The sequence below is a fragment of the Sphingobacterium sp. UBA2480 genome (assembly GCF_002341965.1).
Classification (GTDB): Bacteria; Bacteroidota; Bacteroidia; order Sphingobacteriales; family Sphingobacteriaceae; genus Sphingobacterium; species Sphingobacterium multivorum.
The window spans coordinates 727,569-751,352 of sequence record NZ_DDPA01000009.1; the positions used below are offsets into that span (position 1 = coordinate 727,569).

The 23,784-nt window shown below is 47.1% G+C and carries 20 protein-coding genes; 11 read left to right on the forward strand and 9 right to left on the reverse strand.

Annotated features, from left to right (window positions below; translation table 11 throughout):
* Positions 1 to 24 precede the first annotated feature (24 nt).
* The 3 genes from B3600_RS23680 to B3600_RS23690 all read left to right on the forward strand — a co-directional run bounded on the left by B3600_RS23680 (position 25) and on the right by B3600_RS23690 (position 4,029).
* Entirely contained in the window at positions 25 to 1,389 is a 1,365-nt protein-coding gene (locus B3600_RS23680) for a RagB/SusD family nutrient uptake outer membrane protein (RefSeq protein WP_286754648.1), read from the forward strand.
* Positions 1,382 to 3,319 carry a TlpA disulfide reductase family protein gene (locus tag B3600_RS23685; protein ID WP_286754649.1) on the forward strand — a complete coding sequence of 646 codons (1,938 nt, stop codon included), beginning with the start codon at positions 1,382 to 1,384 and terminating at the stop codon, positions 3,317 to 3,319. The genes B3600_RS23680 and B3600_RS23685 overlap by 8 nt, the downstream gene beginning before the upstream one ends.
* A gap of 80 nt (positions 3,320 to 3,399) precedes the next feature.
* Positions 3,400 to 4,029: a histidine phosphatase family protein gene (locus tag B3600_RS23690; protein WP_286754650.1), complete on the forward strand. Its 630-nt coding sequence runs from the start codon at positions 3,400 to 3,402 to the stop codon at positions 4,027 to 4,029.
* An 18-nt stretch (positions 4,030 to 4,047) separates the two neighbouring features.
* Here the strand turns inward: B3600_RS23690 and B3600_RS23695 are convergent, their stop codons facing one another.
* Both B3600_RS23695 and B3600_RS23700 read right to left on the reverse strand, forming a co-directional pair.
* Positions 4,048 to 4,344, reverse strand: a complete 297-nt coding sequence (locus tag B3600_RS23695) for a hypothetical protein (RefSeq protein ID WP_286754651.1) — start codon at positions 4,342 to 4,344, stop codon at positions 4,048 to 4,050.
* 128 nt (positions 4,345 to 4,472) lie between these two features.
* On the reverse strand, positions 4,473 to 5,264 hold the full coding sequence (locus B3600_RS23700) for an alpha/beta hydrolase (protein ID WP_286754652.1): 792 nt from the start codon (positions 5,262 to 5,264) through the stop codon (positions 4,473 to 4,475).
* Between the two features lie 106 nt (positions 5,265 to 5,370).
* Between B3600_RS23700 and B3600_RS23705 the strand changes: the two genes are divergently transcribed.
* The 3 genes from B3600_RS23705 to B3600_RS23715 are packed head-to-tail and all read left to right on the forward strand — an operon-like array spanning position 5,371 to position 6,926.
* Positions 5,371 to 5,781: a winged helix-turn-helix transcriptional regulator gene (locus B3600_RS23705; RefSeq protein WP_112374635.1), complete on the forward strand. Its 411-nt coding sequence runs from the start codon at positions 5,371 to 5,373 to the stop codon at positions 5,779 to 5,781.
* A 15-nt stretch (positions 5,782 to 5,796) separates the two neighbouring features.
* Positions 5,797 to 6,270 carry a DinB family protein gene (locus B3600_RS23710; protein ID WP_286754653.1) on the forward strand — a complete coding sequence of 158 codons (474 nt, stop codon included), beginning with the start codon at positions 5,797 to 5,799 and terminating at the stop codon, positions 6,268 to 6,270.
* Positions 6,271 to 6,329: 59 nt separating this feature from the next.
* On the forward strand, positions 6,330 to 6,926 hold the full coding sequence (locus B3600_RS23715) for a methyltransferase domain-containing protein (RefSeq protein WP_286754654.1): 597 nt from the start codon (positions 6,330 to 6,332) through the stop codon (positions 6,924 to 6,926).
* Between the two features lie 43 nt (positions 6,927 to 6,969).
* On the opposite strand, the gene B3600_RS23720 is transcribed toward B3600_RS23715, so the two are convergent.
* The 5 genes from B3600_RS23720 to B3600_RS23740 form a co-directional block, all read right to left on the reverse strand.
* Positions 6,970 to 7,764, reverse strand: coding sequence for a hypothetical protein (locus B3600_RS23720; protein ID WP_286754655.1), 795 nt, complete (start codon positions 7,762 to 7,764; stop codon positions 6,970 to 6,972).
* Between the two features lie 3 nt (positions 7,765 to 7,767).
* A complete protein-coding gene (locus B3600_RS23725; protein WP_286754656.1) occupies positions 7,768 to 8,571 on the reverse strand; it encodes a hypothetical protein in 804 nt (267 codons plus the stop codon).
* Between the two features lie 10 nt (positions 8,572 to 8,581).
* A complete protein-coding gene (locus B3600_RS23730) occupies positions 8,582 to 12,037 on the reverse strand; it encodes a carboxypeptidase regulatory-like domain-containing protein (RefSeq protein ID WP_349676828.1) in 3,456 nt (1,151 codons plus the stop codon).
* Between the two features lie 166 nt (positions 12,038 to 12,203).
* Positions 12,204 to 13,172 carry a FecR family protein gene (locus tag B3600_RS23735; RefSeq protein ID WP_286754657.1) on the reverse strand — a complete coding sequence of 323 codons (969 nt, stop codon included), beginning with the start codon at positions 13,170 to 13,172 and terminating at the stop codon, positions 12,204 to 12,206.
* Between the two features lie 273 nt (positions 13,173 to 13,445).
* On the reverse strand, positions 13,446 to 14,054 hold the full coding sequence (locus tag B3600_RS23740; protein WP_286754658.1) for an RNA polymerase sigma factor: 609 nt from the start codon (positions 14,052 to 14,054) through the stop codon (positions 13,446 to 13,448).
* 442 nt (positions 14,055 to 14,496) lie between these two features.
* Here B3600_RS23740 and B3600_RS23745 point away from each other — a divergent pair, with 442 nt between their 5' ends.
* A complete protein-coding gene (locus tag B3600_RS23745; RefSeq protein WP_286754659.1) occupies positions 14,497 to 14,733 on the forward strand; it encodes a hypothetical protein in 237 nt (78 codons plus the stop codon).
* Between the two features lie 128 nt (positions 14,734 to 14,861).
* On the opposite strand, the gene B3600_RS23750 is transcribed toward B3600_RS23745, so the two are convergent.
* The gene (locus tag B3600_RS23750; RefSeq protein WP_286754660.1) at positions 14,862 to 15,140 is read right to left on the reverse strand and encodes a hypothetical protein; all 279 of its coding nucleotides are present in this window, start codon (positions 15,138 to 15,140) and stop codon (positions 14,862 to 14,864) included.
* A 155-nt stretch (positions 15,141 to 15,295) separates the two neighbouring features.
* On the reverse strand, positions 15,296 to 15,763 hold the full coding sequence (locus tag B3600_RS23755) for a DUF6265 family protein (RefSeq protein ID WP_286754661.1): 468 nt from the start codon (positions 15,761 to 15,763) through the stop codon (positions 15,296 to 15,298).
* A 670-nt stretch (positions 15,764 to 16,433) separates the two neighbouring features.
* Between B3600_RS23755 and B3600_RS23760 the strand changes: the two genes are divergently transcribed.
* Genes B3600_RS23760 through B3600_RS23775 form a run of 4 tightly spaced genes read left to right on the forward strand, consistent with a single transcriptional unit; the run spans position 16,434 to position 23,765 of the window.
* Positions 16,434 to 19,487 carry a SusC/RagA family TonB-linked outer membrane protein gene (locus B3600_RS23760; RefSeq protein WP_286754662.1) on the forward strand — a complete coding sequence of 1,018 codons (3,054 nt, stop codon included), beginning with the start codon at positions 16,434 to 16,436 and terminating at the stop codon, positions 19,485 to 19,487.
* A 25-nt stretch (positions 19,488 to 19,512) separates the two neighbouring features.
* Entirely contained in the window at positions 19,513 to 20,880 is a 1,368-nt protein-coding gene (locus B3600_RS23765; protein ID WP_286754663.1) for a RagB/SusD family nutrient uptake outer membrane protein, read from the forward strand.
* 42 nt (positions 20,881 to 20,922) lie between these two features.
* Positions 20,923 to 22,272 (forward strand): beta-carotene 15,15'-monooxygenase, encoded by a 1,350-nt coding sequence (locus tag B3600_RS23770; protein ID WP_286754664.1) that lies wholly within the window; start codon positions 20,923 to 20,925, stop codon positions 22,270 to 22,272.
* Positions 22,273 to 22,295: 23 nt separating this feature from the next.
* On the forward strand, positions 22,296 to 23,765 hold the full coding sequence (locus B3600_RS23775) for a hypothetical protein (RefSeq protein WP_112374640.1): 1,470 nt from the start codon (positions 22,296 to 22,298) through the stop codon (positions 23,763 to 23,765).
* Positions 23,766 to 23,784 lie beyond the last annotated feature (19 nt).

Below are 23,784 nucleotides of genomic sequence, written 5' to 3' on the forward strand. Positions count from 1 at the left end.
ATCATAAAACTAAAGACTTACACCATGAACAAATATATCATCTACAGCCTTTTTGCAACGCCCCTGTTGAACCTCTCCTGCAACAAATTTCTGGCGGTGGATCCCCCCAAGACAGAAGTGGCGGCAGCGTCGGCTTTCAGTGACGAAAAAACGGCCACAGCAACCGTGGGCGGACTCTATACCAGTATGAACAACTACAATAACCAGTTTGCCAGTGGACTGATGAGCATCGTGCTATCCAGCCTGGCCGACGATTACAACTCGGCCTTTACAAGCTATGATGAGTACAAATACAATCGGCTGAGTCCCGCAACCTCTTACCTCGATCGGCTGTGGTCGCAACCCTATAGCTATATCAATCACAGCAATAAGATAATCGAGGGACTTGAAGCTTCGGCACTCAGCACCAAGGTGAAAGCGCAGCTCTCGGCAGAAGCGCGTTTTACGCGGGTATTCAATTATTTTTACCTGTGCAACCTCTTCCAAAAAGTGCCCCTGATCACAGACACCAAAGATCTGGAAGCCAACAACCGAAAAGGGCCAGCGTCCCGGGAAGAGCTCTATGCTTTTATGCTGGGCGATCTGAAGCAGGCTGCTGTGGATATTTCGGATACCTACCAGGGCAATGAGCGCACCCGCCCCAATAGAAAAGCGGTTGATGCGCTATTGGCCCGGTTATACCTGTACCATGGCGACTGGGCCGATGCGGAAGCGACCGCCGACAAAGTCATCGGGGATAACCGGTACGAACTGTCGCGCGACCTCAATACCGTTTTTTTGAAGACGAGCAAAGAGGCCATCTGGCAGCTGCAGACGGTCAATCTTTCGACGGCAGGCGTCAACACCTGGGAGGGATTCAGCATCGTTCCGGCCGTAGCGACGGCACGGAGTTACTATCAGCTGTATGATACGACCGTGGCAGCTTATGAGGAGAACGACTTGCGTAAATCACAATGGTTAAAATCGTATGTGGTAAACAATAAAACGCTTTATATGCCCTATAAGTACAAGTTGCGCACAGCGACACCGGTTGCCGAATACAATACTGTGCTGCGCCTGGCCGAGCAGTATCTGATCCGTGCGGAAGCGCGGCTCAACCAAAATAAGTTACAGGCAGCACTACAGGATATCAATCAGATCCGCGAGCGTGCAGGCCTCGCTGCGCTGCCACAAACGCTGGACAAAGCAGCTATCGCCCTAGCCCTCGAAAAGGAACGGCAGCTGGAGCTGTTGGGCGAATGGGGCCACCGCTGGTTTGACCTGGTCCGCACAAACCGGGCCCTGCCTGTACTTTCGAAGGTCAAAACAGACTTTAGTCAAAGCGATACCAAAATACCGATCGCCAGTGCTATTTTATTAACCAATGGTAATCTCCAACAGAATGATTAAGCTATATAAACAGGCCTCGCTGCAGTTTAGACGGGCCTTGCTGCTGCTGTTACTGCCAGCAACCCTGGGAGCGCAGGCGCAAGTCAGCATCCTACCGGAAAAAGCAGCCGCCGGTGATACCGTGACCATCAGCTTTGATCCCGTTAAATCTACCGCTGCTCCTGGCGCAGGGCCATTTTTCGTGGACTTCAACTACTCCAATTTTTACGAATTTCCGAGCCGCATGCCCATGCAGCGCGAAGGCGGACTGTGGCGTGTACGCTTTAAACTGCCGCCCTACGCCAACTTTTCCTGTTTTACGATCGCCGACAAGGACAAGAAATTTGTGCAGCGGGCAAGCGATAGCAGTCAGTATGAGATCTACGTCTATAAACAGGGGAAACTGATCGCTGGTAATTTCCTGGGGAAATCGTATAGCGTACCCGTCCAGGATAAAACATCGGATCGCATCGTGGATAAACAGGAATATTACCTCAAAAAAGAGCTGAGCTTGTATCCCGACAACTACGAGGCCCAGCTCCGGCTAATCGTCCTAGAGATGAAGAAAAGTAACCCTACCCAGCAGGCCCGGCTCCTGAAAAAGGGCTTGGCCGTGGTTGAAAAGAAATTCCGCAGCAACCCGCTTTTTGAAGGGAACCTCAATAAGGTGACCATGGGGTATTTGATACTCGGTCAAAATCAAAAAGTAGATTCGATCCGCCAGGTTGTGATCGACGAGTTTCCCAACAAGAAGATCGGCATAGCCTATCGGCTCAATAAACTGTTTCGTGAGCCGGATTCCACGGCGGTGGTCGCCAAGATCGGGCAGCTTCTTGCCCTTAAAACCACCGATAATGAGGCGGCCTATGGCAGCGCTTACGACTATCTTTTTACCTACTATGTGCGGCATGGCGACAGCGTACAGGCCAAGAAATACCTGCCCCTGATTACCCGATGGGAGCAAGATCCATACAAATGGCGCGCCTACAATCAATATGTGCAGCTGCTGTTGGATCATAAGCTGCTGCTCAACGATGCATCCAAGCTCAATCTATACCTGTTGGACAGTGTGGCGGCCTATCCGGTGAGCTTAATACGCTATTTCCCCGAAACAGGTTATCTGGTGGCGCATGACCCCGCCAAGGCTGATAAAATCGCTGCGGTGAAAGCAGAACTTATGGCCAATCAGGGGCTTATCGCTACTCAGTTAAATCAGACTGAAGTAGCGCAGGACTGGTTTGCCAAAAGCATCCCTACGCTCAAATCGGCGGCACTGCTCCGGGCCATTGCCCTGCAGTATCAAGCGTGGAATGAGCCAGAGCGTGCGATACCTGTGCTGGAGGCAGCCTATCGCTATGCGCCTTTTGATCCACAGATCCGGCAGCTGCTCGACAGCGCGCTCGATAAAAAGGGGATGGGCAATGCCGCCGAGCGGCAGGCTTATTTTAGGCAGCTCGATAAGCAATGGAAGCAGGGCTATTACGCGGAGTTTCAGAAGATCATCGGCAGTACACCTCTTCCAGAAGACCTCAGCATCGTTGATATGGACAAAAAGCCCTTGCTTAAGGCGGAACTTGCGGGCAAGATCGTTGTCATTGATTTTTGGGCAACCTGGTGCAAGCCCTGCATAGCCTCTTTTCCTTATCTGCATCAGGTGTACAAAAAATATGCGGATGACCCGCAGGTGAAGTTCGTTGTGCTCAATTCGGGCAGTGGAAATAGCTGGGACGATGCGTATAAATGGGCGCAGGCCAATCGCCAATTTGACTTTCCATTTTATTATAACCAGGATAAGAAGTTGAGCAGTAAACTGGAAATAACCTCCATTCCGACAACGTTGATCTTGGATAAAAAAGGGAACATCCGTTTCCGAAAGGTGGGCTTTGAAGGTGAAAAGTTGCTGCAGAGCCTCGATGCCATGATCGAATACCTGAAAGAACTGGACCAATAACCAGGGCATGTCGTACCCCCTTTTTTTTGGTATATTTGCCTTACAGGTGATCCTGGTTGGATAAACTGTAATCAATATTTATGTTTGAGAAGAAAACTATCATCACTGTACAACACCCCGAATCCATGCATCATTTAAATGGGATGGTCGGTTCGTGGACAGACTGGGAGCTGACAGAACTTGGAAGGCAGCAGGCGGAAAATATCGCCACTAATCTGCGATTGGAGCTTGGGGATAAAAATTTTTCCCTGTATTCATCGCCACTTCGCAGAGCCAGTGAAACTGCCCAAATAATCGGACAGGCTTTTGGGCGCAGCCCACAGTTCATGAAGGCGTTAAAGGAAAGGAATCTGGGCAGAGCGGTGGGGCAGTCGGTACAATGGCTGAAGGACAATATCGAAAACCAAGAGCTAACCTGCTTTGATAGATGCTTTAGTGATGCAGAATCTCGTTATGATGTTTGGCAAAGGCTGAAGCCGCTGTATGAAAAAATCTGCTACGGTGAAGAAGAGTATACGCTATTGGTCTCGCACGGAGACACTTTAGGTATATTCCATGTAATGTGGCTGGGATTGGATGTCGAGATGCTGGATAAAATACAGCTTGCGGGCCGCAGTGCTGGTGTTACCATTCTTCAACAGTTGACCACAGGAAAAAGAGTCATCAGTAAGCTGGGGGATATGGGCTATCAAATCCTAAAGGATCAATAAGGTAGTTATACAACTACCTTATTGATGTCTATTACCTTTGTGGTAATACGAAATGTTTTTGTTGATCCCTTGCGCCGCATCATTTCTTTCGGGCGATACCGTTGCGGGAGCGTATTGCAATGACACAATATCGCTGCTGTCGATGTCGGGCATTTTAAGCGGGCGGTACCACGAAGGTGGGTTTGTTAGATTGCCCGTCCGCTTGCGATCTGTTGTTTCGGTTGATTCTTGTACCGAACGCTGTTTCCAGCGTTTGTATACCAGCAGTGCTGCTCCAGCGACTGCCGTGATAACGAGTCCGATTTGTGCTTTCATGCTTTCTTCTTTACGAATTGAAAAAAATTCCTTTCAAATTGAACAAAGCTCCTTTCAAAAAGTTCAATAAAAATCAAATCAGCTTTTTGGTCTAGCGCAATAAGGTCTTCCAACAGTGCATTCGAACGTTAGTCCACCAGTGTCACCAGCATATCAGCCAATTTTGTAGGTGCTGTGAGCATGGCATCGTGGCCCGTCGTGATCTCCCGATAGTGCCAGTTGAGCTTGTGGTCGGCGCGCACCTTTTCGCTCATCTCCTTCATAATGGGCAGCTGTGGATCGGTACATGCGATATAGACCAAGGGTAATCCATTGCCATACTTGTTTTTTAAGTGCAGCCGCTGTGCAAATGTGCCAAAGGGTTGTGCGCTGAGCCTTTCCTTGACCCAGGAAACCATGCCGGGGGCTGTAACACCAAATAGTGCAACGTCAAAAGGCGCAAAATTCTCTTTCCGCTGAATGTTTTTGAGCTGAATTTCTTGCACTGCCTTGGGTTGCAATGAAATGGGGCTCTGGCCGTCTTCAATAATCATGGCGTCGAGAAAAATCAACTTGTGTAATCGTGAGGGAATGCGATCGGCAACTCCGGCAATCACAGCACCGGCATAGCTGTGTCCAACGAGATACACATCGTGCAGATCTTCCATCTCGATCAGGTTGACGATGTCCTGGATATGGGTGTCGATGTCGACCGAAGGCTCGATCAGGTGTTTACGTTCACCAAGCCCCGTCAGCGTAGGGGCGTAGACCCTGTAGTGAGCATCTGTGAGCTGTTGTGCGACGGCCTGCCAGCACCAGCCGCCATGCCAGGCCCCGTGAACCAGCACATAGGTAGGCCGATGATCTTGGTGTTGAGCGTATCCACTTAACATACCGCAGCTTAGCAGGACAAGCAGAAATAAAGTTCGCAGTTGTTTCATTTTTTTATAATTTTATACTGTTTTTAATACCTGACAAAGGTATAGGCAAGCTTTTGTCCGCACAATAACTCATCCTGAAGTGAGTGGCTATAACTCGATATTTAAAATGGCAACACCCCGAAAAAAACAATCCACCAACACGGAGAATCTACAGACTTTGGCACAGGCATGTGATGTGAACGAAGTACTGGCGCAAATAGCGTTGCGTTGGAAAATGCAGATTCTATACTGTATTGCAGCGGATGTATCGCAATTCAGCACCTTAAAAAAAATGTTTCCGACACTTTCAGATCAGGTACTGAGCAAACGTTTAAAGGAGCTGAAAGAAGAATCGCTTGTCGTTACCGAAGAAATTGAAAACACCGTACCGCCTCAGATACGCTATAGCCCAACAGAAAAGGGTAAGGAACTGTTGAAGATTATCCTGAATCTGCATCACTGGGGACTAAAATGGAAAACTACAGGCAATAACTATTGCCAAGTGCATTCGGAAAGCGATCAGGATCGCGTTTTTTAACCCTATTTAAATCTTATGGATTCACTCTTTCGCGCCTGGCAAACAAGCCGCATGGCTTACCTTAAGTTCTTCGACAATTATTCTTTGGAACAGCTTAACCGCATTCCCGAAGGCTTTAGCAACAACCTGATCTGGAATATCGGGCACATCATTGCCACACAGCATAAATTAATTTATATCGGATCTGGGGTAGCGGGACATATCCCCGAGGAAGTTTTTCTGAATTATCAGTCCGGCACAAGGCCGACAGCAGCGGTATCGCAACAGGAAGCCGATCTGCTTAAAAGATTACTCCTCGAGCAGATTGAGCCGACCATCGATGATTTTAATAACAAAAAGTTTGTCCACTATCAAGAACGTACAACCGGAACGGGCTTTCATCTCACTTCAATAGTGGATGCCTTCGAATGGAATAATTTTCATGAAGGGCTGCATTTGGGGTATATGATGAGTATTAGAAAGTTTGTTATTGGACCGACAATAATCTAGGGGGGGGTATTTTCAATGGTTTGTATATGCAGTACGAAAGGTTAAATAGGTGAAAGCGAATGATTTTTAAAGCTCTTCGGTCGAATATGGATGTCGATGACAGTGTATTTGATGATATATACCCGTCCAAAATAAAACAATTGGCTGAACGCCACTGGACACCTGTTCATGTTGCAAAAATGGCTGCCGAGTACCTGGTTGAATCTCCCATGGACAAAGTCCTGGATATTGGTGCCGGAGCAGGGAAATTTTGCCTTGTTGGCGCTTCTTGCACCCAGGGAATGTTTTATGGTGTGGAACAGCGCGAATCACTGGTGGAGCTTTCCAATGGATTGGCCGAGAAACATCAGGTGCACAATGTAGCCTTTATTCATGGCAATATTGACGAGATCTGTTTTTCCGACTATGACGCATTTTATTTCTATAACTCCTTCTATGAAAATATAGACACATCGAGTCCAATAGATTACTCGATAGCGCTTGATCCAAAACTTTATCATGCCTACACCGCGGCTCTTCGGAATCAGCTTGCGCTGCTGCCTATTGGTACGCGTGTTGTTTCCTATTGGAGTGGCTGGGAAGAGATTCCTAGTAATTTTGATTTGGAGTATACGGCATGTGACGGTTTTCTCAATTTCTGGCGGAAGCTGGGTTAAGGGAAAGGAAGCAGGACAGCCCTGCTTCCTTTTTTTGACGACCTTAATCTAAGTAGAAGAAAAGCCGGCTGAATATCTGATTCGGTACTTTTGGCGCAATAAAATAAGGCTGAACCTTGCCTTTATCGTTCAATTTTGGTAAAAAGAATCCTTCGGCCCCCATTTTACTTTTTGTTTCGTCGCCGTCAAAAGCCCATTCATTGTCCGTATTGGCCTTGGTGAAATTGACCGTGGCACTCCGCAGATCAGCGCCTTTGTCAAAATCCTTCGGTGGTAAATAGTCCACATAGACCCACCTTCCGGGAAGTACATTTTTTGCAATGTACTCCTTACGGACATCACCGGTCGCTGCATTGACCTTCTGTAAAGAAATATCAATCGGGAAATCAATGCTTTTATCATAAATATAAAAGCCCAGTTTATTGACATTGGGGTCCGCAGCAGGTGGGGTCACTTCCTGCACCTTGCCATCAAAATAGACGTAGTTGAAATTGACTTTAATCGTGTTTTCAGGCAATTCGGCACTGTAAACCACTTTCTTGGTCTCCGTATCGGTTAAGGTAACCAGTCTTTTTTTTGGTATTTTGTAACTGTACGCCGTCGCAAAATGGATATTGTGCTGCGGTTGAATGATAAAAGCGCCATCTTTATGATCAAATACGGTCGTATCAATGGCGATCTGCAATGGATGGTCACTGCCATTATAACCATTGATCAGGATATGCATCGCGCGTTCCACCTCCGCAGCGTCCTTGTTGCAGGCACTGAACAGGAAGGGAATGCCGATCAGCAGGAGCGCAGTGACCAGGGGATACAGCTTTGTTGACAAATTTTTCATACTTTATAATTCTAAAACCTTATTAAACCGCATCATGGTGTTGATGGGTGCTTCATTGATAATAAACAACTTGGAAATGGCTTTTGTGGGCGAGGGCACCGGTGCACCTGAGGTCAGCTGGCTGAATTCAAAAGACGATCCTTCGGTGTAGGGAATATTTGTCCCAGCTTTATAAATATAGGCCCGAAATAAGACCGAGGTCTTCTCTCCCTTATAATCCTGGAGGCCTAAGGGAAAGGGATCGAAAACGAGGGGCTGAGAGAACGTATTGGTTTTTAGATTTTTGATCCGTACGACCTCTTCAAACACTTTGGGGGTAAAATAGTATTTTCCAAATACAATGTCCACGGGCTCCCGGTAATTTAAGATGTTGGACTGGAGCATATAGATCAACTGTACTTTGCCCTCCACAGGTGCCGGCACTTTTGGGAAATCGGCTACTTTTCCGTCCATGTAAATAACATTGAGGTCTGTTATAGCCGCTGTATCGTTGGCATTGATTTCCTGTTCCAGCAGAATTTTATCGGTAACCTTAGACTTCATGGTAAATTTTAAACGCTGCTTGGCCGGGTCATTGAAATTATAATTCGCAGCAAATGCGATGCGGCTAAAGGCTGGTGTTACCGTAGCGCTAAAGGTGTCCAATTGGAGGATAAGTTCCTCGTTGCTGTTATTGTAACCACTTAAATTGATCATATGCACATTGGAATGATACAGCAGTTGGTCGCCACCTTTATCGCATGAAAGGAAGGTGGATAGCAGAAAAAAGGTGATCGCCGTGGCTATTAAGATTATTTTTGTTTTCATAACGGTTGATTTAAAAGGTATATCCAATGGAAAGGCTAAAGGAACTGCCCACTTTCCGGTTAAAAGTTTCTTTGTCGCCTATGCGCATCTTTTTTGTCCCGTCTTCGGAGGTCTCGTAATAACCTTCCTCATATTTCTGGGAAAAACCAAACTTCCATTCGTAGATCTCGTCCCATTCCTGTGTGGGCCATTCGGAGTTTGACAGGCCTTTCCAGCGATCCTGTACTTTGTACGTCTCGGGTCTATTCACATAGAAGCGAAACGGACTGTTCAACAGGTTGCTCAGGTTCAGTTTAAGATCGAGGTTTTTGTTTTTCAGGAATTTGTAGCTCAGTTGTGCGTCGAGCTGGTTGCGTGGGCGTTCGTATTCAATCAGATCTTCGCTCATGGCTGTCATAAAGGTTTTATAGCCCATGTGGTTGAAGGCTACGTTGGCTCCAAAGCGGTCTCCGGCGTATTGGATAGCCGCATTATACACGACGGGGATCTGTCCATAAAGTGGGCGTTTGCTTTTCAGGAATTGCTTTTCACGGTATTCAAAGGTATTTCCGTATTTATCGGTGCCGATGCTCTTTGCCATAAATTCGGCCGACTGCACTTCGGAGCTTTGAAGCGTCATGTTTCCACTGACATTGAAATCCTCCAGCAGGGAACCGGGCGCCATAAAGCCCAGGTTTTTGCGGATATCAAACTCCAGTCCCTTTACTTTGGCCCATTCCGAGTTATTGGTGGTCACATAGATGCGATGCGACGAATCCATCATCTGCCGGTACAATTCGATGGGGTTCTGAAAATATTTATAGAAAAACCCGATGGAAATAACTTCGGCAATGGAAGGATACCATTCAAAACGCATATCATAATGGTCAATTAAGGTCGATAGCACACCTTCATTCCGACGGTAAGCACCACCCAATGCGGGATCCTGCCGCACCATCTTGGAGTTTTCAATCAATGCCGGCCGCACCACGGACTGTGAGTAGGCCATGCGGATGTTAAAATCGGGTATGGGCGTCAATGTTAGGCTGGCCGATGGCAGGTAGCGCCAGGTTTTCTCTTCGGTTTCGGGATCCGCCGTCATGCCCACCAGTTTGCCCGTTTTGGGATCGACAAAGCGTTGCTTGCGCATGGCAATGGTTCTGGCGTCCATCTGCAGGTCATTATCGCCATTTTGCAGGCTTTTATACTTGAAGTATTCGGCTCGTACACCCCAGACCAGTCGGATCCACGAGTTGAAGCGGTTGTCGAGTAGACCATAGACGGCCTGGTTTATATTTTTCCCTTCATAAGCACTGACGGAGAATGCTGCCGGATAGTAAAACATGCCATGTAAGGGATCTGTGAACTCGAGGTATTTCGACCAGGTGTTGACAGGCGTAAAGGTATTGGCACCGACAGAGACGATAGGCAGCGAAACCCATTCGAACAAGCCATGCCGATCCATATATTGGTATCCGGCTTTGAACGTCTGCTTTTGCCCGAGCCAATTCGTCTGGTAGCTCAATGCACCTTCCGCAATTTTGTTGGTCTCCGTATAATGGTACTCGGAGCGTGTAAATGTTCCGTCACCGGCATTAGCGTAGTGCGAAGGAATCACATTATAAAGGGTATCATTTAAGAAACCGATCGGAGCGAGCCAGGCTTCGGTGGCATCTTTCTCGCGGTTGTTCAGCTGGTTACTTGCAATATTCCACTCGAGTTTTAAATTGCCGAACCGATGTTCGCCATCCAGTTTATTCTGCAGCATATCGATAAATTTGGGACGGTCATATTCGCGGATTGCTGGCCTCGAATCGTAGCCAATATCATTTCCCCAGCCTTCGATTATAGAGAACTGATTGTTGAACATCCGGGAATAGAAATTCCGCGAGGTTACCTTGTGATTTTTACTGTTCCAGCCCAGGTTGACCAAAGCGCCTAAGCTTGAATTGAAGTTATACTGTGTCGAGGTCGCCGGATGGATTTCTTTGCCCGTGCTGACATCGAAAGTTGCCCCGTCTACCTTTTGCCAGTTGCCGCGCTCAAAATTGGAGATGTGATCAATAGATTGCTCATTTCGGTAACTGAGTGAACCGACAAATCCAAAGACGCCCTTTGTACCACTATAACTCCGCCCCAGGCTGCACTGGTAGTTTTGTCCGGGTAGTGCGGTGTATTTTCGGGTACCCAAACGCTCCAGTCCGCCGATACGCTTGTTCTGTGCAGCGATCATTTCCGGTGTAAAAGGTTTCACGCCTTCAGGCACGGGTTTATAGGGATTGGCAGGGTCGTAATTGATCCCGTCGAAAACGGTCAGATCGCGCGGGAAATTGCCCCTTGTACCATCGTCAAAGGCCAGGTAATCTAAGCTGCCGCGGCCATAGCCCAGGAAATCTTTACCCGTTGAGCCATTGATGTATTTGCTTCCCACCGAAAAGGACGTGAAGTTTTTGACCGGAATGGCCAGGGTGTTGATCTGTACCAGTCCACCACCAAAACCAAAGCTCAGGTCGGGCGACGAAGTTTTGTGAATGATGACATTGTCGATAAGGTTGCTGGGGACAATATCAAATTCGAAGTCCCGCACCTGCACGTCTGTACTGGGGAGGGTGGCGCCATCCATCATGGCCAGGTTGTAACGCTCGGCAATACCGCGGACCACCACCCGACGGTTGTCGTTGGTACTGACACCGGAGATGCGTTTCAGGGTCTCACCGACGTTTTTATCCGGTAAAACGGCTATCTGCTCCCGGCTGATCCCGTTGGAGATGGTGGCTTCATTCTTCTGTTTGGCATATAAGGAAGCCACACTTTCCTGTTTGTAACTTCCTGTCACGACCACCTGCTCCAGGCTTTTCACCACGCTCTTCAAAACGATGTTGAGATTGGTCTGTTTGCCGGACTGCACCACGATGTCGGTGATCCTTTTTGTCTGATGGGAAATGTAGCTGACTTCGATCGTATAGGTGCCGGGTGCGAGGTTCAAGCTGTAGCTGCCATCGGCTTTGCTTTTTAAGGATTGGCGGCTTTGGAGCAGCGTAATGCTTGCATCGACAAGGGCTTCACCATTTTCATTGATGATTCGTCCGCTGATATTTCCCTGCTGTTGGGTGGCACTGTTGCCCATGCTGGCGGATAGCGGAACGGGGATAGCGGCCACGCTTTTTGCCGAAACGATCACAGACTGGTCCTTCAGCACAAAGCTGAGTGGCTGGTTTTTGAAAATTTCGGCCAATACAAGATTGATGTCGGTATTGCTGATTTCTATCGTAACGGGTCTGGCGATGCGCAGCAGGCTGCCTTCGACCAGAAATCCATACCCCGTCTGCGTACTTATCTTTTTGAATACTTTGGCCAGGGAGCTGTTCTTCTCGGAGAGACTGATGTTTTGTCCTATTGCTCCGAAGCTGATCTGTAGCATGCCAAAGAGTGTCATGAAGGTGCTTAGCTTCATTTTCAATAGTATTTTTGTATTTTTTTTATACATTTGTTAAGCTGAAATATGTGTTCATTGGATCGAGAAATTCATTGGCCTATTCCGGCTTTTTGGCCAGTAGTGTTGCGACCACTATTGGCTTTTTTTGGAATTGGGCATGCGGTATAATGTTCTATAAGGTGCTGTCCTAGGGCAGTCACCGATGTCAGTGCTTGTCTTATTTTGTTTCTACGATAAGCCTCCTTCCTTGCATCTCGACCTGGATGCTTTTAAATGTTTTTAATAGATTCAGTACTTTTTCAAAAGACCAGGACCGCGGGATTCTTCCGGTAAAGGTTTCGCTCGTTGGGGTACCCCGATACTGGATGTCCACATTGTACCAGCGGCCAAGTTCGTCCACAACACTGCCGATATCGGCATCTGTAAAATCAAAGTAACCCTCTTTCCAGGCGATCACTTCTGCGGGCTCCACATTTTTGATGGACAGGGATTCTCCAGCGACAATACCCTGTTCACCAGGCTTGAGGACAACGCGCTGATGTGCATTGGCCAAGGCAATGGAACCGCTCAGAAGGGTTGTTTTGGTCCTGGATCTGGATGTGTAGGTATTAACATTAAAATGAGTTCCCAGTACTTCGATCACTTGATTTTCGGAGCGCACCCGGAAAGGCATAGCCGCATTGTGTGCCACTTCAAAATACACCTCACCGCTGATGCTCACCTCGCGCGACGTGCCCCGGAAGGCTGAAGGATAGCTGATCGACGACTGTGCATTGAGCCAGACTTGCGTACCGTCGGCTAATGTCAATTGGTAGCGGCCACCCCGTGGGGTAGCAAGCGTATTGACATGTACCTTATCGACGTTCTTGCCGGCCGTATACACCAGATTACCGGGTTTCAGTTTGTTGATATGAATATTTCCTTCGCTGCTGAGCTCGCCATTTTTGGACTCGTCCAGCAGGATTTTTTCACCATTGCCAAGGGTTAAGATGGCTTTATCCGTTGCGGGATGAATGCTGCTGCTTTGCTTTTCAGCAGGGGTAGTTGACTGGTCAGCCTGCTGCTTGAAGATGTAAAACGAGACCGCACAAAGGAAGACGAGGGATGCTGCTGCTTGCCAAAGCCTATTTCCCGGATGGAGGAAGGATAACTTCTTTGGAGGGGCGGTCGATGCGGCTATCTCCACGTCGATCTGATCGAAGATCTTTTCCTGCAGTTGGCTTTTCCGGCGTAAACGTTCTTCGACGCTTAACCTGTCGATGAGATTCGGATTGGCTTCAAAGGAAGCGTACCAATTTTCAAGAACCTGGAGCTCGTCCTCCGTTATTGTGCCGGCTTCGTATTTAGCGAGTATATCACGTATCTGTTGATTTTGATCGTCCATTTCCTGTGCTTTATACTAAGGAGTACCCGAAGTCTACAAAAGCGGGAACGAAAATTTGAAAAAAAAATACTTTGCCTATTTTTTGTGCGTGTAGAGCAGCAGGACCAGGTAGAAAATATCCATTTGATGTGCTTTGATTTCCGAGCGCATGATCTTCATGGATTTTGTGATGTGCTTGCGGACCATGGCCACCGAAATGTTGAGCTGGTCGGCGATATCCTGATTGGAGCGCTTTTCGAAGCGGCTCAATAGAAAGACCTCTTTGCAGGTCGCGGGCATTTTTTCGGTGATCTGAATAATCTCTGCGTGGATTTGCTTGGCTTCGAGCAGCGTGTCGGGCTGAATCGGAGCGGTATAGCCGAGCTGGGCGGCGGTTTGGATATATTTATCCTGCACTTGTTGCGCTCGATAGGTTTTAAAGACCTGAAATTTAATCGCCGTTTTTAAATAGGCCGAAAGGGAGTGGCTGAGTGTGATCTCCTTCCGCCGCAGATAAAAATCGACAAAAATAGCTTGCACGATCTCTTCGGCCATGGCCAAGGAGCCTGTCCGTTTACCGGCATGATTAATCAAAGGTTCCCAATAGCGGTTATAAAGTTCGGAAAATGCGGCTTTATGGTCTTCTAGTTGAACCAATTCCACCAGTTCCTGATCCGAAAGCGTTTTCAATTCACAATTAGCCATTCTAGTTAAGCAAAGACCAAATGTAAAGAGGCAATTAAACCTGAGCGTTTTAAGAATATTAATAAATTATTAATATTGGTTTGGCCTGTTGCTGCCCCGGGGGGCGCCGACAAATAAGCGCTCGGTCCATCAAAAAAGCCGCTTTCCTTCTGTAGAAAACGGCTTATTTGATGGTGAATACCGTCGGGCTTGTCACCCCGCGGTGTTTAGCTTGATTACCAATAAGCGTCGGTCGTCTTTTCCATGATTAGTGTAGTAATAAGAATGCCATGGCTTTATTTTCTAGGTATTAAAGTGGAAATAACAATTTTAACTCCTGACTATTATTGTTTAATGGTCAGAAATTTTTTATATTTACGGCACGTTAGCGAACCTTGGGCCGATAATCTGAAAAATCTGGCTTTATGGTCGCAATGCGCAATGATTAAAAACTTATTAGAATATGAAATATTACTTACTGACCTTTTCTGTTTCTGCTCAGGTGCTCACCAAACGCGCTGAACTGATCAATTACCTTAGCCGGCACATTGCTGATCTGAAATACATTTCGGCCGATCTTCAGGATAAACTTTGTACCATTACCATTCGAACACTACGACGTGACGAAGGCGTTGTTCTTAATTTATTGGCCCTAAGGGGATTCAAGGCATCTTTTCTATCAGCGACTGAAGGTTCTTAATGTTACTAGCTGGAAAAATGGTCGTGACAACTCTGGTAAAAAGCTTGGCAGAATGCTCTTTATGATCAGTTGACTTAGCCTGGGACGTAGTGAACTGCTGCGGTCCTGCCTATTGGACGAGCTTAAAATTACCGGTTCAAAACGTTTGTCCGTTCGATTACCGTGATTTCCTCTTTCGCGGCGATCTGCTGTTTTTTTGAAGTTCTACAGTAGGTATACTGTCGTGAACGGCTAAAGCCACGGGGTAAGACTGTCCGCTCCAGATAACCCTCCGCTACATATTTACGCAATAGTGAAGCAATTCGTTCACTTTTAAAAGTAATCTGATAGATTTTTTCAACGGCAGCGATAACCTGTTCAATGCTGCGGGGATGCTGAAAATAATCCGAGTCAAAAATCAGCTGCATGACAGATTCCCGCTGATAACGGTGATCCAGATTTTGCGTCCTTTGGAGTTGGTATTTGTTAGTGACCTCATCGGTAAAGAACTTTTTGCCTAAGGGAAAGAATGTGGTCCTAAATCGACCGACAAGGTATAAAGGTGTTTTTGACAGAAATATGTTTATTTTGAAATCTTCGCAAAGGCGAAGGGAATTTGGAGGCTATCGCCCGCTACATTTGCTTTCAGCTTTTCACCGTCCCGCCAGTAGGTAATTTTTTTAGGAAAGGGGAGCGAGTCATTCGTACATTCAAACAGACCATTCTTCATCATGGTCATCTCAAAAGTGATAAAATCTTTTTCATCGGGTGTTTTAACCTTTAAATTCCAGTTACCGTCGGATTTTGATAACTGCATTTTTTCCTGATGTATGGTATCCAGGTTATGTAGGGTAAAAGCAAAACCGACATATTCAGCGTCTTTGATTTTCTTCCAATATTCAAAGGTCCTTTTATCCTTGGCTTCGTTGGTACGCTGCCATTTTCCCACGAGCCAATCGAAATTTTCAGATGGCTCATTTTGACGCCCTGAACATCGTACCAAAACGAGTAGAATCAATAGGGGAACTCCAACTTTGATTAATTTTGCCATCTTCTGTTTTGTTTTAAAGGTTGAGCAGCCAGCATAGGCGCTGCTGAGACGGGCCCAAATGTTGACAGGAGGCTCTGTTGCCCCTATGCGATTAAATTTAATAAAAAAAACGGAGTTTGAAAAGTATCGGTTTGGTTATCCTAGTCCATTATGTCTCTTTTTGGCGCTATCCAATGGCTTTTTGGCACTTGTATTATGAGAAAAAACGATTCCTATTGCTGCCCTGCGTAGCGTGCATGATCTGACTGGTAATTGTCTGTATTCAAATGTACATATTCCCGCCCGCTCTTCTATATTGATTGACTCTATTTTTGGTCAGGAAAAAGATTGTTGAAAATAAAGTCTACTAATATTATAGAATTTATTTTATGTTTACTATATTTGTTTTATCAACCTAGGAGATAAGCCTGTCTTGCGTACAAGCCGTATCTTCCGCACGTAATGATCACAATGTTTTACTTAATTCATTATTTATGAACGGCAAATTTTATCTAAATCCTTTCCAACCGAGCGCAGGTCTGCGCAATGGTACATCCTTTTGTTCTGATTTCAATAAGCGAATGTGTAGCTGCGGTTAAAGGGAAGTACTTCTTTCCATAAAAAGCAGCTTTTCTGACAAGTAATCAATTGGCGTTGGCACTTGTAAATATTCACTGTTAAAATTTTACCTATGAAAAATAGCGTATGGAAGTACGCCGTGACAATTTTTTTGTCACATGGTTTGCTATTGCCTGCATTTTCGCAGCAAGCTGAGCCCCTTATTAACGCTACCTTAAAAGGTGTTGTATTGGATTCGATTACCAATCGGCCTATTGAAGGCGTTACCATAAAGCTCGAAGGCGTGACGCACCAAGTAAAGACCGACGCGTCGGGAAGATTTCAGTTTGTCACGGGGCAACGGCTTCCGTTGACATTCTCCACTTCATTTTTGGGATATAAAGGTCGAAAGATTACCGCACGGGAGGCGCAGATTCAGATCTTGCTTCAACCGAGCGTTTCCGACCTGGATGAAGTTGTTGTTGTGGGCTACGGTGTACAAAAACGAAGAAGCCTAACGGGCGCAGTTGCCAAGATCGACGCTGCCGAAGTCAACAAAATTCCGGTAGCCAGTTTTGATGCCCAGTTGCAGGGTAAACTCTCGGGAGTGCAGGTTTCCACCAACTCGGGAGTCCCTGGCGAAAGTATCTTTCTGCGGGTTCGCGGAACAACATCCATCAACTCCAGTAGCGATCCCTTATATATTATCGATGGGGTATTCTTAAACAATACTTCGCTTCAGAATATCGGGCTCGGTGGACGGACCAGTTCGCCGCTCACAGATATCAACCCGGCAGATATCGAGTCGATTGAAGTGCTGAAAGATGCATCTGCTACCGCAATCTATGGTTCCCGGGGGGCCAATGGTGTGATTATCATTACCACCAAAAAGGGAAGCTACGGTAGCCGGACCAAAATTGACCTCAACGTGCAGGGAGGCTGGGCTGAAGCCAATAAATCCTTGTTGCCCAAACTGGCTACAGGTCCCGAAACGGCAACCCTCGCCAACGAGTGGTGGATAAACTCTGGATTGGACAATCCGGCATTGAAACAGACTTTCGCCAACAGGCCTTACCGTCCTGTCTCGGAAGGCGGGAAGGGAAATCCCGAAGATCAGCCTACTTACGATCGCCTTGGTTTCCTCTTGCGCCACGGGAAGCTGCAGGATTATAACATCGGCATCCAAGGGGGCGGAGACAAATCGCGTTTTTATATTGGTGCGGGCTATACGGGCCAGGAAGCTTTTATCAAGGTGATCGACTTCTCACGTACTAATCTCAAGTTTAATTTTGACCATCAGATCAGCAGCCGTGTGAAGATCGGTCTGACCAATAATTTTTCCAGAACTTACCGCAATCAGGCACGTACAGGCGATGGCCCACAGGTAAGTCTGTTCAATTCGGCCGTTTCTTCGGCAACGAATGTGCCGATATTCAATACCGATGGATCAATCAACGGTACCGATAATACGTATACCCTGGTAGACAACTACGATGTTAATACCACAAGTCTGCGTTATGTGGGAAGTGCCTTTGCGGAAATCGATCTGCTGAAGGGACTAAAATTCAAATCCAGCTTTAGTGCCGACTATAACCTCTACGACGAATCACAATACTGGAACAGTAAAACCAGTATCGGTATTGCGAATAACAATCAGGCCACCTCGGGAATATCAAGAAATGCAACCTGGATCAATGAGCAAACCTTGTCGTATCAGAATGCCTTCGGTAAGCATAGCCTCAATGCTATTTTGGGAAATACTTTGCAGAGCAATGTGCTTGATTACAAGTATTTGGAGGGGAATGGTTTTGCCAATGATTCCTTTAAACAGATTTCCTCGGCAGCCAATATCATTGCCGCCGACAACTGGACTAAATATACCATTGCTTCCTATTTTGGAAGGGTCGGCTATAGCTATGCCGACCGTTATTTTGCAGAGGCAACCCTGCGGGCAGATGGCTCGTCCAAGTTTGGTGCCAACAACCGATGGGGGTATTTTCCCGCTTTTTCGGCGGGCTGGCGGATTAGTCAAGAAGCCTTTCTGGCAGATCAAACCTGGTTAAACGACCTGAAAGTAAGGGCTTCCTATGGATTGACGGGCAATCAGGCCGGAATCAGCAATTTCGCCGCCAGAGGTCTCTGGTCGGGCAATGAAAAATATGCGGACAGCTATGGCAAGGTGTTGCCAAGTACAGGTCCTTTCCAGTTGGGTAACGAAAATCTGCGCTGGGAGAAAACGGCACAGGCCGATCTTGGACTGGATGTGGCGCTCTTTAAAAATCGCCTGTCCATTACCGTAGATCTTTACCATAAATATACCTCCGATCTCCTGCTCGAGCGACCTATTGTCGGCAGTTCCGGTTTTTCAAAGTATTGGGCCAATGTGGGCGAAATCAGCAACAAAGGCTATGAAGTGTTGATCAACTCGCTCAACGTGAAAACAAAAGACTTTGCCTGGAATACAAGCTTCAACATCTCGGGCAATAAAAATAAAATTGAGAAACTACCCACGCAAATCACCCAGTATACCCGCGATTGGGTGATTCTGAAAGAAGGTTATTCGCTCAACTCATTCTGGCTGTATGAACAGTTGTATGTCGATCCGCAGACCGGAAAGGTGGTATTTGACGGACAGCTGAGCGATGGTTCTTTGCCGACTTCGGCGCGGAAGGTGTTTCGCAATGCCTATCCCAAGTTTTACGGTGGTATAGGTAATACCTTTACCTATAAAAACTTCGATCTGGGTGTAGACTTTAGTTTCCAATATGGCAACTACGCGGTGAACCTCAACCGCTATTTCAGGGAGCGTAATCCCAGCAGTGGTGGGGTATCTCAAAATGTGCTGAACAGGTGGCAGCAGCCCGGGGACATCACCGATGTGCCCCGACTGACATCGGAAGGGCTCAACTATACCATCGATGCCAATAGCCGTTATCTCGAAGATGCCTCGTTTTTGAAACTGAGACAGCTTTCTTTTGGATATAAACTGCCGAAAGAGCTGGTAGAGCGGGCGAAGCTGTCTGCAGCGCGGATCTATTTTGTAGGATCAAACCTCTTTATCTGGAGCAAATATACAGGCGATCCCGAATCGAATGTCACCAGCAACCCAAATGCGCAGGGGATAGGCACATTTGGAACGCCACCGCAGCCCCGTACGTTTCAGCTTGGGCTCAATGTAACCCTTTAAACGTTAACCTTAATCCGTAAAGCTCATGAAAAAAATTATATATTTCCTTTATCCGCTTCTTGTCTTTCAGCTCAGTGGCTGCAGTTCTTTTTTGGAAGTGGAGCCCAGGAGTTCAGTATCTGATGAAGTGACTATCGTCGATGCGAGTTCTGCCGCAACAGCAGTACGCGGTATCTACTCTGCACTTCGGTCCAACGATTATTATGGCTATAGCTTTCAGCTGCTGGGATTCTTTTCGGCAGACAACATCGTGTATCGCGGCAGTCAGACTGTTCATCAGACGCTGACCAATCATACGGTCAAATCCGACCTCGCTGTGTTGGCTACGGCTTGGAACCAGATCTATGCCACCATCAACAGGACCAACCATGTGATCAGCAAAGTACCCAACCTCGCGCTGACGACGACTTTCACCGAAGCCTACCGCAACCAGCTTGTGGGGGAAGCCTATTTTGTGCGCGCACTGGCGTATTTTGATCTGGCCAGAACTTGGGGTGGTGTACAGATCGTGTTGCAGCCGACAACTTCGGCCAGTAGTCTGCCGCAGGTCAAAAGAAGCTCCCTGGCCGACACCTATGCTCAGGTGCTGCAGGACCTGCAAAAAGCAGAACAGCTCTTGCCTAATGACACCAATCGCATTCGCGCTACCAAGAAAACAGCCCGCGCGCTCCTGGCAAGATTTTACCTCTACCAGAAAAACTGGAGCGAAGCCATAAAATATGCATCCTATATTATTGACGACAACGCCAATTATAGCTTGGTCAATCCATACCGCTCGTTTTATGCCAACAATACCTCCAACACCAAAGAGTCTGTCTTCGAATTGGTCTATGATATCAACAATACCAGTGGGCAGACCAGTCAATGGTTGTCGGGCAATAATGGCGGGACTGCCTGGATCAGACCTTCGCAGGGTATCTACGACCTACTGGTAGATCCTACGATCGGAGGGGATCGTGCTGCGCTCGTGTCCAAAACCACTTCATCCACAGATCCAAATATCCTGATCGGCAATCTCTATTACCGAACAGACCGTACTGACCCCGCCTTTTTGATCCGTACGGCCGAGCTCTATCTGATCCGCGCCGAAGCGTTGGCGCAGCGGAATGGCCCGGGCGATCTGACAGCGGCATTGGCCGACTTAAATGCCATACGCTCGCGCGCGAATATTAAGCCGTTGCAAGGGCTCGGAGCTGCGGCACTGCTGCAGGCTGTGGAAGATGAAAACCGCGTGGAATTTGCCCTGGAGAACCATCGCTGGTATGATCTTTTGCGGACGGGACGTGCACAGCAGGTGCTAAATATTTCTTCCGCGAATAGGCTTTTGCTGCCGATACCGTATGCTCAGGTTTCGATAGATCCGGATCTGCAGCAAAATCCTGGTTTGGATTGATCCGCATGAATCAGGTGTTTTTTTTCATTTAATCGTATTGAAATGACCATATTAACAGACTCTCATTTTTTTAAGCGCCATCGCTCAGCGATCGTATACATTGGCCTGATTTTCTTTTTGATACTCAGTATCCCTTACGACCCTAATCTTTTTAGGGACCGTTCATTTGGGGATCTGTTTTCCTTGGAGAACTGGTTTGCGTTGGCGACTTACCGCACTTCTTTTATTGCCGAGAGCCCTTACGTCGGTACGGACGTGCGCGGATATTACAACTGGGCTATTGCGCTGCTGCTCGCGTTGTTGCTATTTTGGGCCTTTGGCCGTAAAATCAGGCAATCTTTTCAGGTCAATGATGATAGCGTATTTTATTGGCTGCGCGTGCTGCTACGCTATCGTTTAGCCTTAGCAATGATCTTTATCGGTCTCGTCAAAATCATCCCTATACAACTTCCCGAACCAACCATTAGCGAGCTGCATACCGAATATGGTGATTTTCTGCTCTGGAAGCTCTATTACCTGACCAACGGCATTGCAACCGCGGGTTATCTACCGGTAATTGGTGCGCTAGAAATTGTGAGTGGACTCTTTTTATTGAACCGGCGCACAGCAATCATCGGGTCGGGGCTGCTTATCGCTGTATTGCTCAATGTTGTTATCGTCAACTATGTGTACGAAATCGGTGAACAGGTGTATAGTTCATTTTTACTACTGCTTGCGGTCGTGATCTTCTCGTACGACTGGCCCCGTTTTTATCAGCTCCTGATCAAAAAGGGAGCAACTGTTCCCGATGGGTTTTGGCCTGAGTATGGACGCCGCATTGCGCGCATTCGCCCTTATCTGCAGGTCTTATTCCTGCTGCTGATCACTGTCTTTAGCGTGCAGACTTACCTGAGCTGGAAGAATTCGGATTATCCCTTCCCCGATGAAAAAGGGTTGGAAGGAGCAGCAGGGGTGTACAATGTGAAAGATTTCGTGTGGAAGGGCGATACCATCCCGTATTCGCTGAGCGATACATTGCGGTGGAAGGACGTGGTTTTTGAAAAATGGAACACGCTCAGCATAAGGGGAAACCGTTCTGTACGGGTTGATAGCCTCAAACCACATATCGCCTTCAACCGGGAGCGTAACTATGAATATCTGGGCAATGGTGGCCGCGAATTCTTTGCTTATGCGATCAAAAAAGGAGCAAACAAGGCGGAGACAGCGATCAAACTGACGGGAAAGGTCAGTAAAGGCCACACCTTTGCCTTTGTGGTCAATCGCCCGGATAAGCGCACGCTTGTGCTTGATGGTGTAAACCAACTCGGCGATTCCCTGCATGTGCGCCTGGAGAAAATAAACAAGAAATACCTGTTGCAGGAGGGGCGTAGAAAGCCGATCCGTATTTATTAACGATTCAAATTTAGACTAAGCTTATGGCAACGATTCAATATTTGGAAAGCACTCCAACCATCCAGCAGGAGCAGGGCTGGAAGTACTGGGAGAAAGTGGGATTTAGATTTACTTTTATTTTCTTTATCCTGATGGTGGTACCCCTGGATGGGGACTGGTACGAAAAAGTATTTAAACCCGATTCGCTATACGATTGGATGGCAACGATCGCCGGTGGCTCGCGCACAGGTTGGATCGAAATAGACAGCGAAAGTGGCAAATGGGGGTTCGCATCGTATACGTCCTGGTGGCTCAATGGCCTGATAGCCGTGCTGGGTGCTTCCATCTGGACGATATTGGCCCGGAATAGCAAGGTGCAGCGTTACGATGCGCTTTATTATTGGTTGCGGGTATTGGTGCGTTACCGCATTGCTTTGGGACTTATCGCCTTCGGATTTATCAAGTTCTTTCCGATGCAGATGCCCTTTCCATCACTTGCCAATCTGAATACCGACATCGGCGAATATGCTCCCTTTAAGTTGTACTGGCAAATCGTCGGTGTATCCTATAAGTATGAGATCTTCTTAGGCTTTTTGGAGATCGCAGCAGGAAGTTTACTCTTCTTCAGGCCTACTGTTGTCATCGGGGCTATTATCAATGCAGGCGTGCTCTTTAACATTGCTCATGCCAATATCGCCTATGATGGCGCGGTACATGTATACAGTTCGTATTTTGTTTTGCTTTCCCTTTTTCTATTGCTGCAGTACCTGCCAGCGATCTGGAAGCTTTTTATCCTGCGCGAGCCGGTGAGCACCTATTACTATGTGCCCAAATTTCTCAAGCAGTGGAATAAACCCCTGTATTTCGGTCTTAAGTCAGTCATTGTGGTGCTGTTTATATTTGTTTACGGCTTTTATCGCTATGAGCGATTCTATGATGAAGGGCGTTTAAAGGAACCGGTGCTTCCAGGGCTGGCAAAAGCAGCAGGACATTATGAAGTTTCGGGTTTTCTGCTCAATGGAAAGCCGCAGCCTTATTCACCGGCAGATTCGGTACGTTGGCATGAAGCCTTTTTTGAACGCTATTCGACCTTGGTCTACAAGGTCAACAAAGCCAATTCCATTGATCTTGGTAATGGTACGCCAGCCTTGAATGATGTGCTCAAAACGTATGAATTTACGGGCCGGGCCGGAGGAAAGAATTACCTGTATTATGAAATAGACTCGGCAGAACATGCGCTGTACCTGATCGACAAAAATCAGAAATTTAGTAAGGAGCAACGAAAAAAACTCGATGAAAAACTGGATGTGGGGCTGAAGGCCCTGTATGGAAAAGCACAGGGCGATAGCTTAGGTATCCTGAAATGGGCTTACGAACGACCAACGCCAGAGCAGATTAGGCTCAAGGGGCTGGATGCCAGCGGTAATAACCTTGAAATTACGCTCGACCGGGTTAAAGAATCCTATCTCACCGGTAAAGAATGGTATATGAAAAACACCCTCTTTACCTATTAATCACCTTAAAAAATAGCAT

Excerpts from the sequence above, each read along its gene's own strand:
- B3600_RS23680 (WP_286754648.1), top strand. The coding sequence starts at position 25 with ATGAACAAATATATCATCTACAGCCTTTTTGCAACGCCCCTGTTGAAC.
- B3600_RS23685 (WP_286754649.1), top strand. The coding sequence starts at position 1,382 with ATGATTAAGCTATATAAACAGGCCTCGCTGCAGTTTAGACGGGCCTTG.
- B3600_RS23690 (WP_286754650.1), top strand. The coding sequence starts at position 3,400 with ATGTTTGAGAAGAAAACTATCATCACTGTACAACACCCCGAATCCATG.
- B3600_RS23695 (WP_286754651.1), bottom strand. The coding sequence starts at position 4,344 with ATGAAAGCACAAATCGGACTCGTTATCACGGCAGTCGCTGGAGCAGCA.
- B3600_RS23700 (WP_286754652.1), bottom strand. The coding sequence starts at position 5,264 with ATGAAACAACTGCGAACTTTATTTCTGCTTGTCCTGCTAAGCTGCGGT.
- B3600_RS23705 (WP_112374635.1), top strand. The coding sequence starts at position 5,371 with ATGGCAACACCCCGAAAAAAACAATCCACCAACACGGAGAATCTACAG.
- B3600_RS23710 (WP_286754653.1), top strand. The coding sequence starts at position 5,797 with ATGGATTCACTCTTTCGCGCCTGGCAAACAAGCCGCATGGCTTACCTT.
- B3600_RS23715 (WP_286754654.1), top strand. The coding sequence starts at position 6,330 with ATGATTTTTAAAGCTCTTCGGTCGAATATGGATGTCGATGACAGTGTA.
- B3600_RS23720 (WP_286754655.1), bottom strand. The coding sequence starts at position 7,764 with ATGAAAAATTTGTCAACAAAGCTGTATCCCCTGGTCACTGCGCTCCTG.
- B3600_RS23725 (WP_286754656.1), bottom strand. The coding sequence starts at position 8,571 with ATGAAAACAAAAATAATCTTAATAGCCACGGCGATCACCTTTTTTCTG.
- B3600_RS23730 (WP_349676828.1), bottom strand. The coding sequence starts at position 12,037 with ATGTATAAAAAAAATACAAAAATACTATTGAAAATGAAGCTAAGCACC.
- B3600_RS23740 (WP_286754658.1), bottom strand. The coding sequence starts at position 14,054 with ATGGCTAATTGTGAATTGAAAACGCTTTCGGATCAGGAACTGGTGGAA.
- B3600_RS23745 (WP_286754659.1), top strand. The coding sequence starts at position 14,497 with ATGAAATATTACTTACTGACCTTTTCTGTTTCTGCTCAGGTGCTCACC.
- B3600_RS23750 (WP_286754660.1), bottom strand. The coding sequence starts at position 15,140 with ATGCAGCTGATTTTTGACTCGGATTATTTTCAGCATCCCCGCAGCATT.
- B3600_RS23755 (WP_286754661.1), bottom strand. The coding sequence starts at position 15,763 with ATGGCAAAATTAATCAAAGTTGGAGTTCCCCTATTGATTCTACTCGTT.
- B3600_RS23760 (WP_286754662.1), top strand. The coding sequence starts at position 16,434 with ATGAAAAATAGCGTATGGAAGTACGCCGTGACAATTTTTTTGTCACAT.
- B3600_RS23765 (WP_286754663.1), top strand. The coding sequence starts at position 19,513 with ATGAAAAAAATTATATATTTCCTTTATCCGCTTCTTGTCTTTCAGCTC.
- B3600_RS23770 (WP_286754664.1), top strand. The coding sequence starts at position 20,923 with ATGACCATATTAACAGACTCTCATTTTTTTAAGCGCCATCGCTCAGCG.
- B3600_RS23775 (WP_112374640.1), top strand. The coding sequence starts at position 22,296 with ATGGCAACGATTCAATATTTGGAAAGCACTCCAACCATCCAGCAGGAG.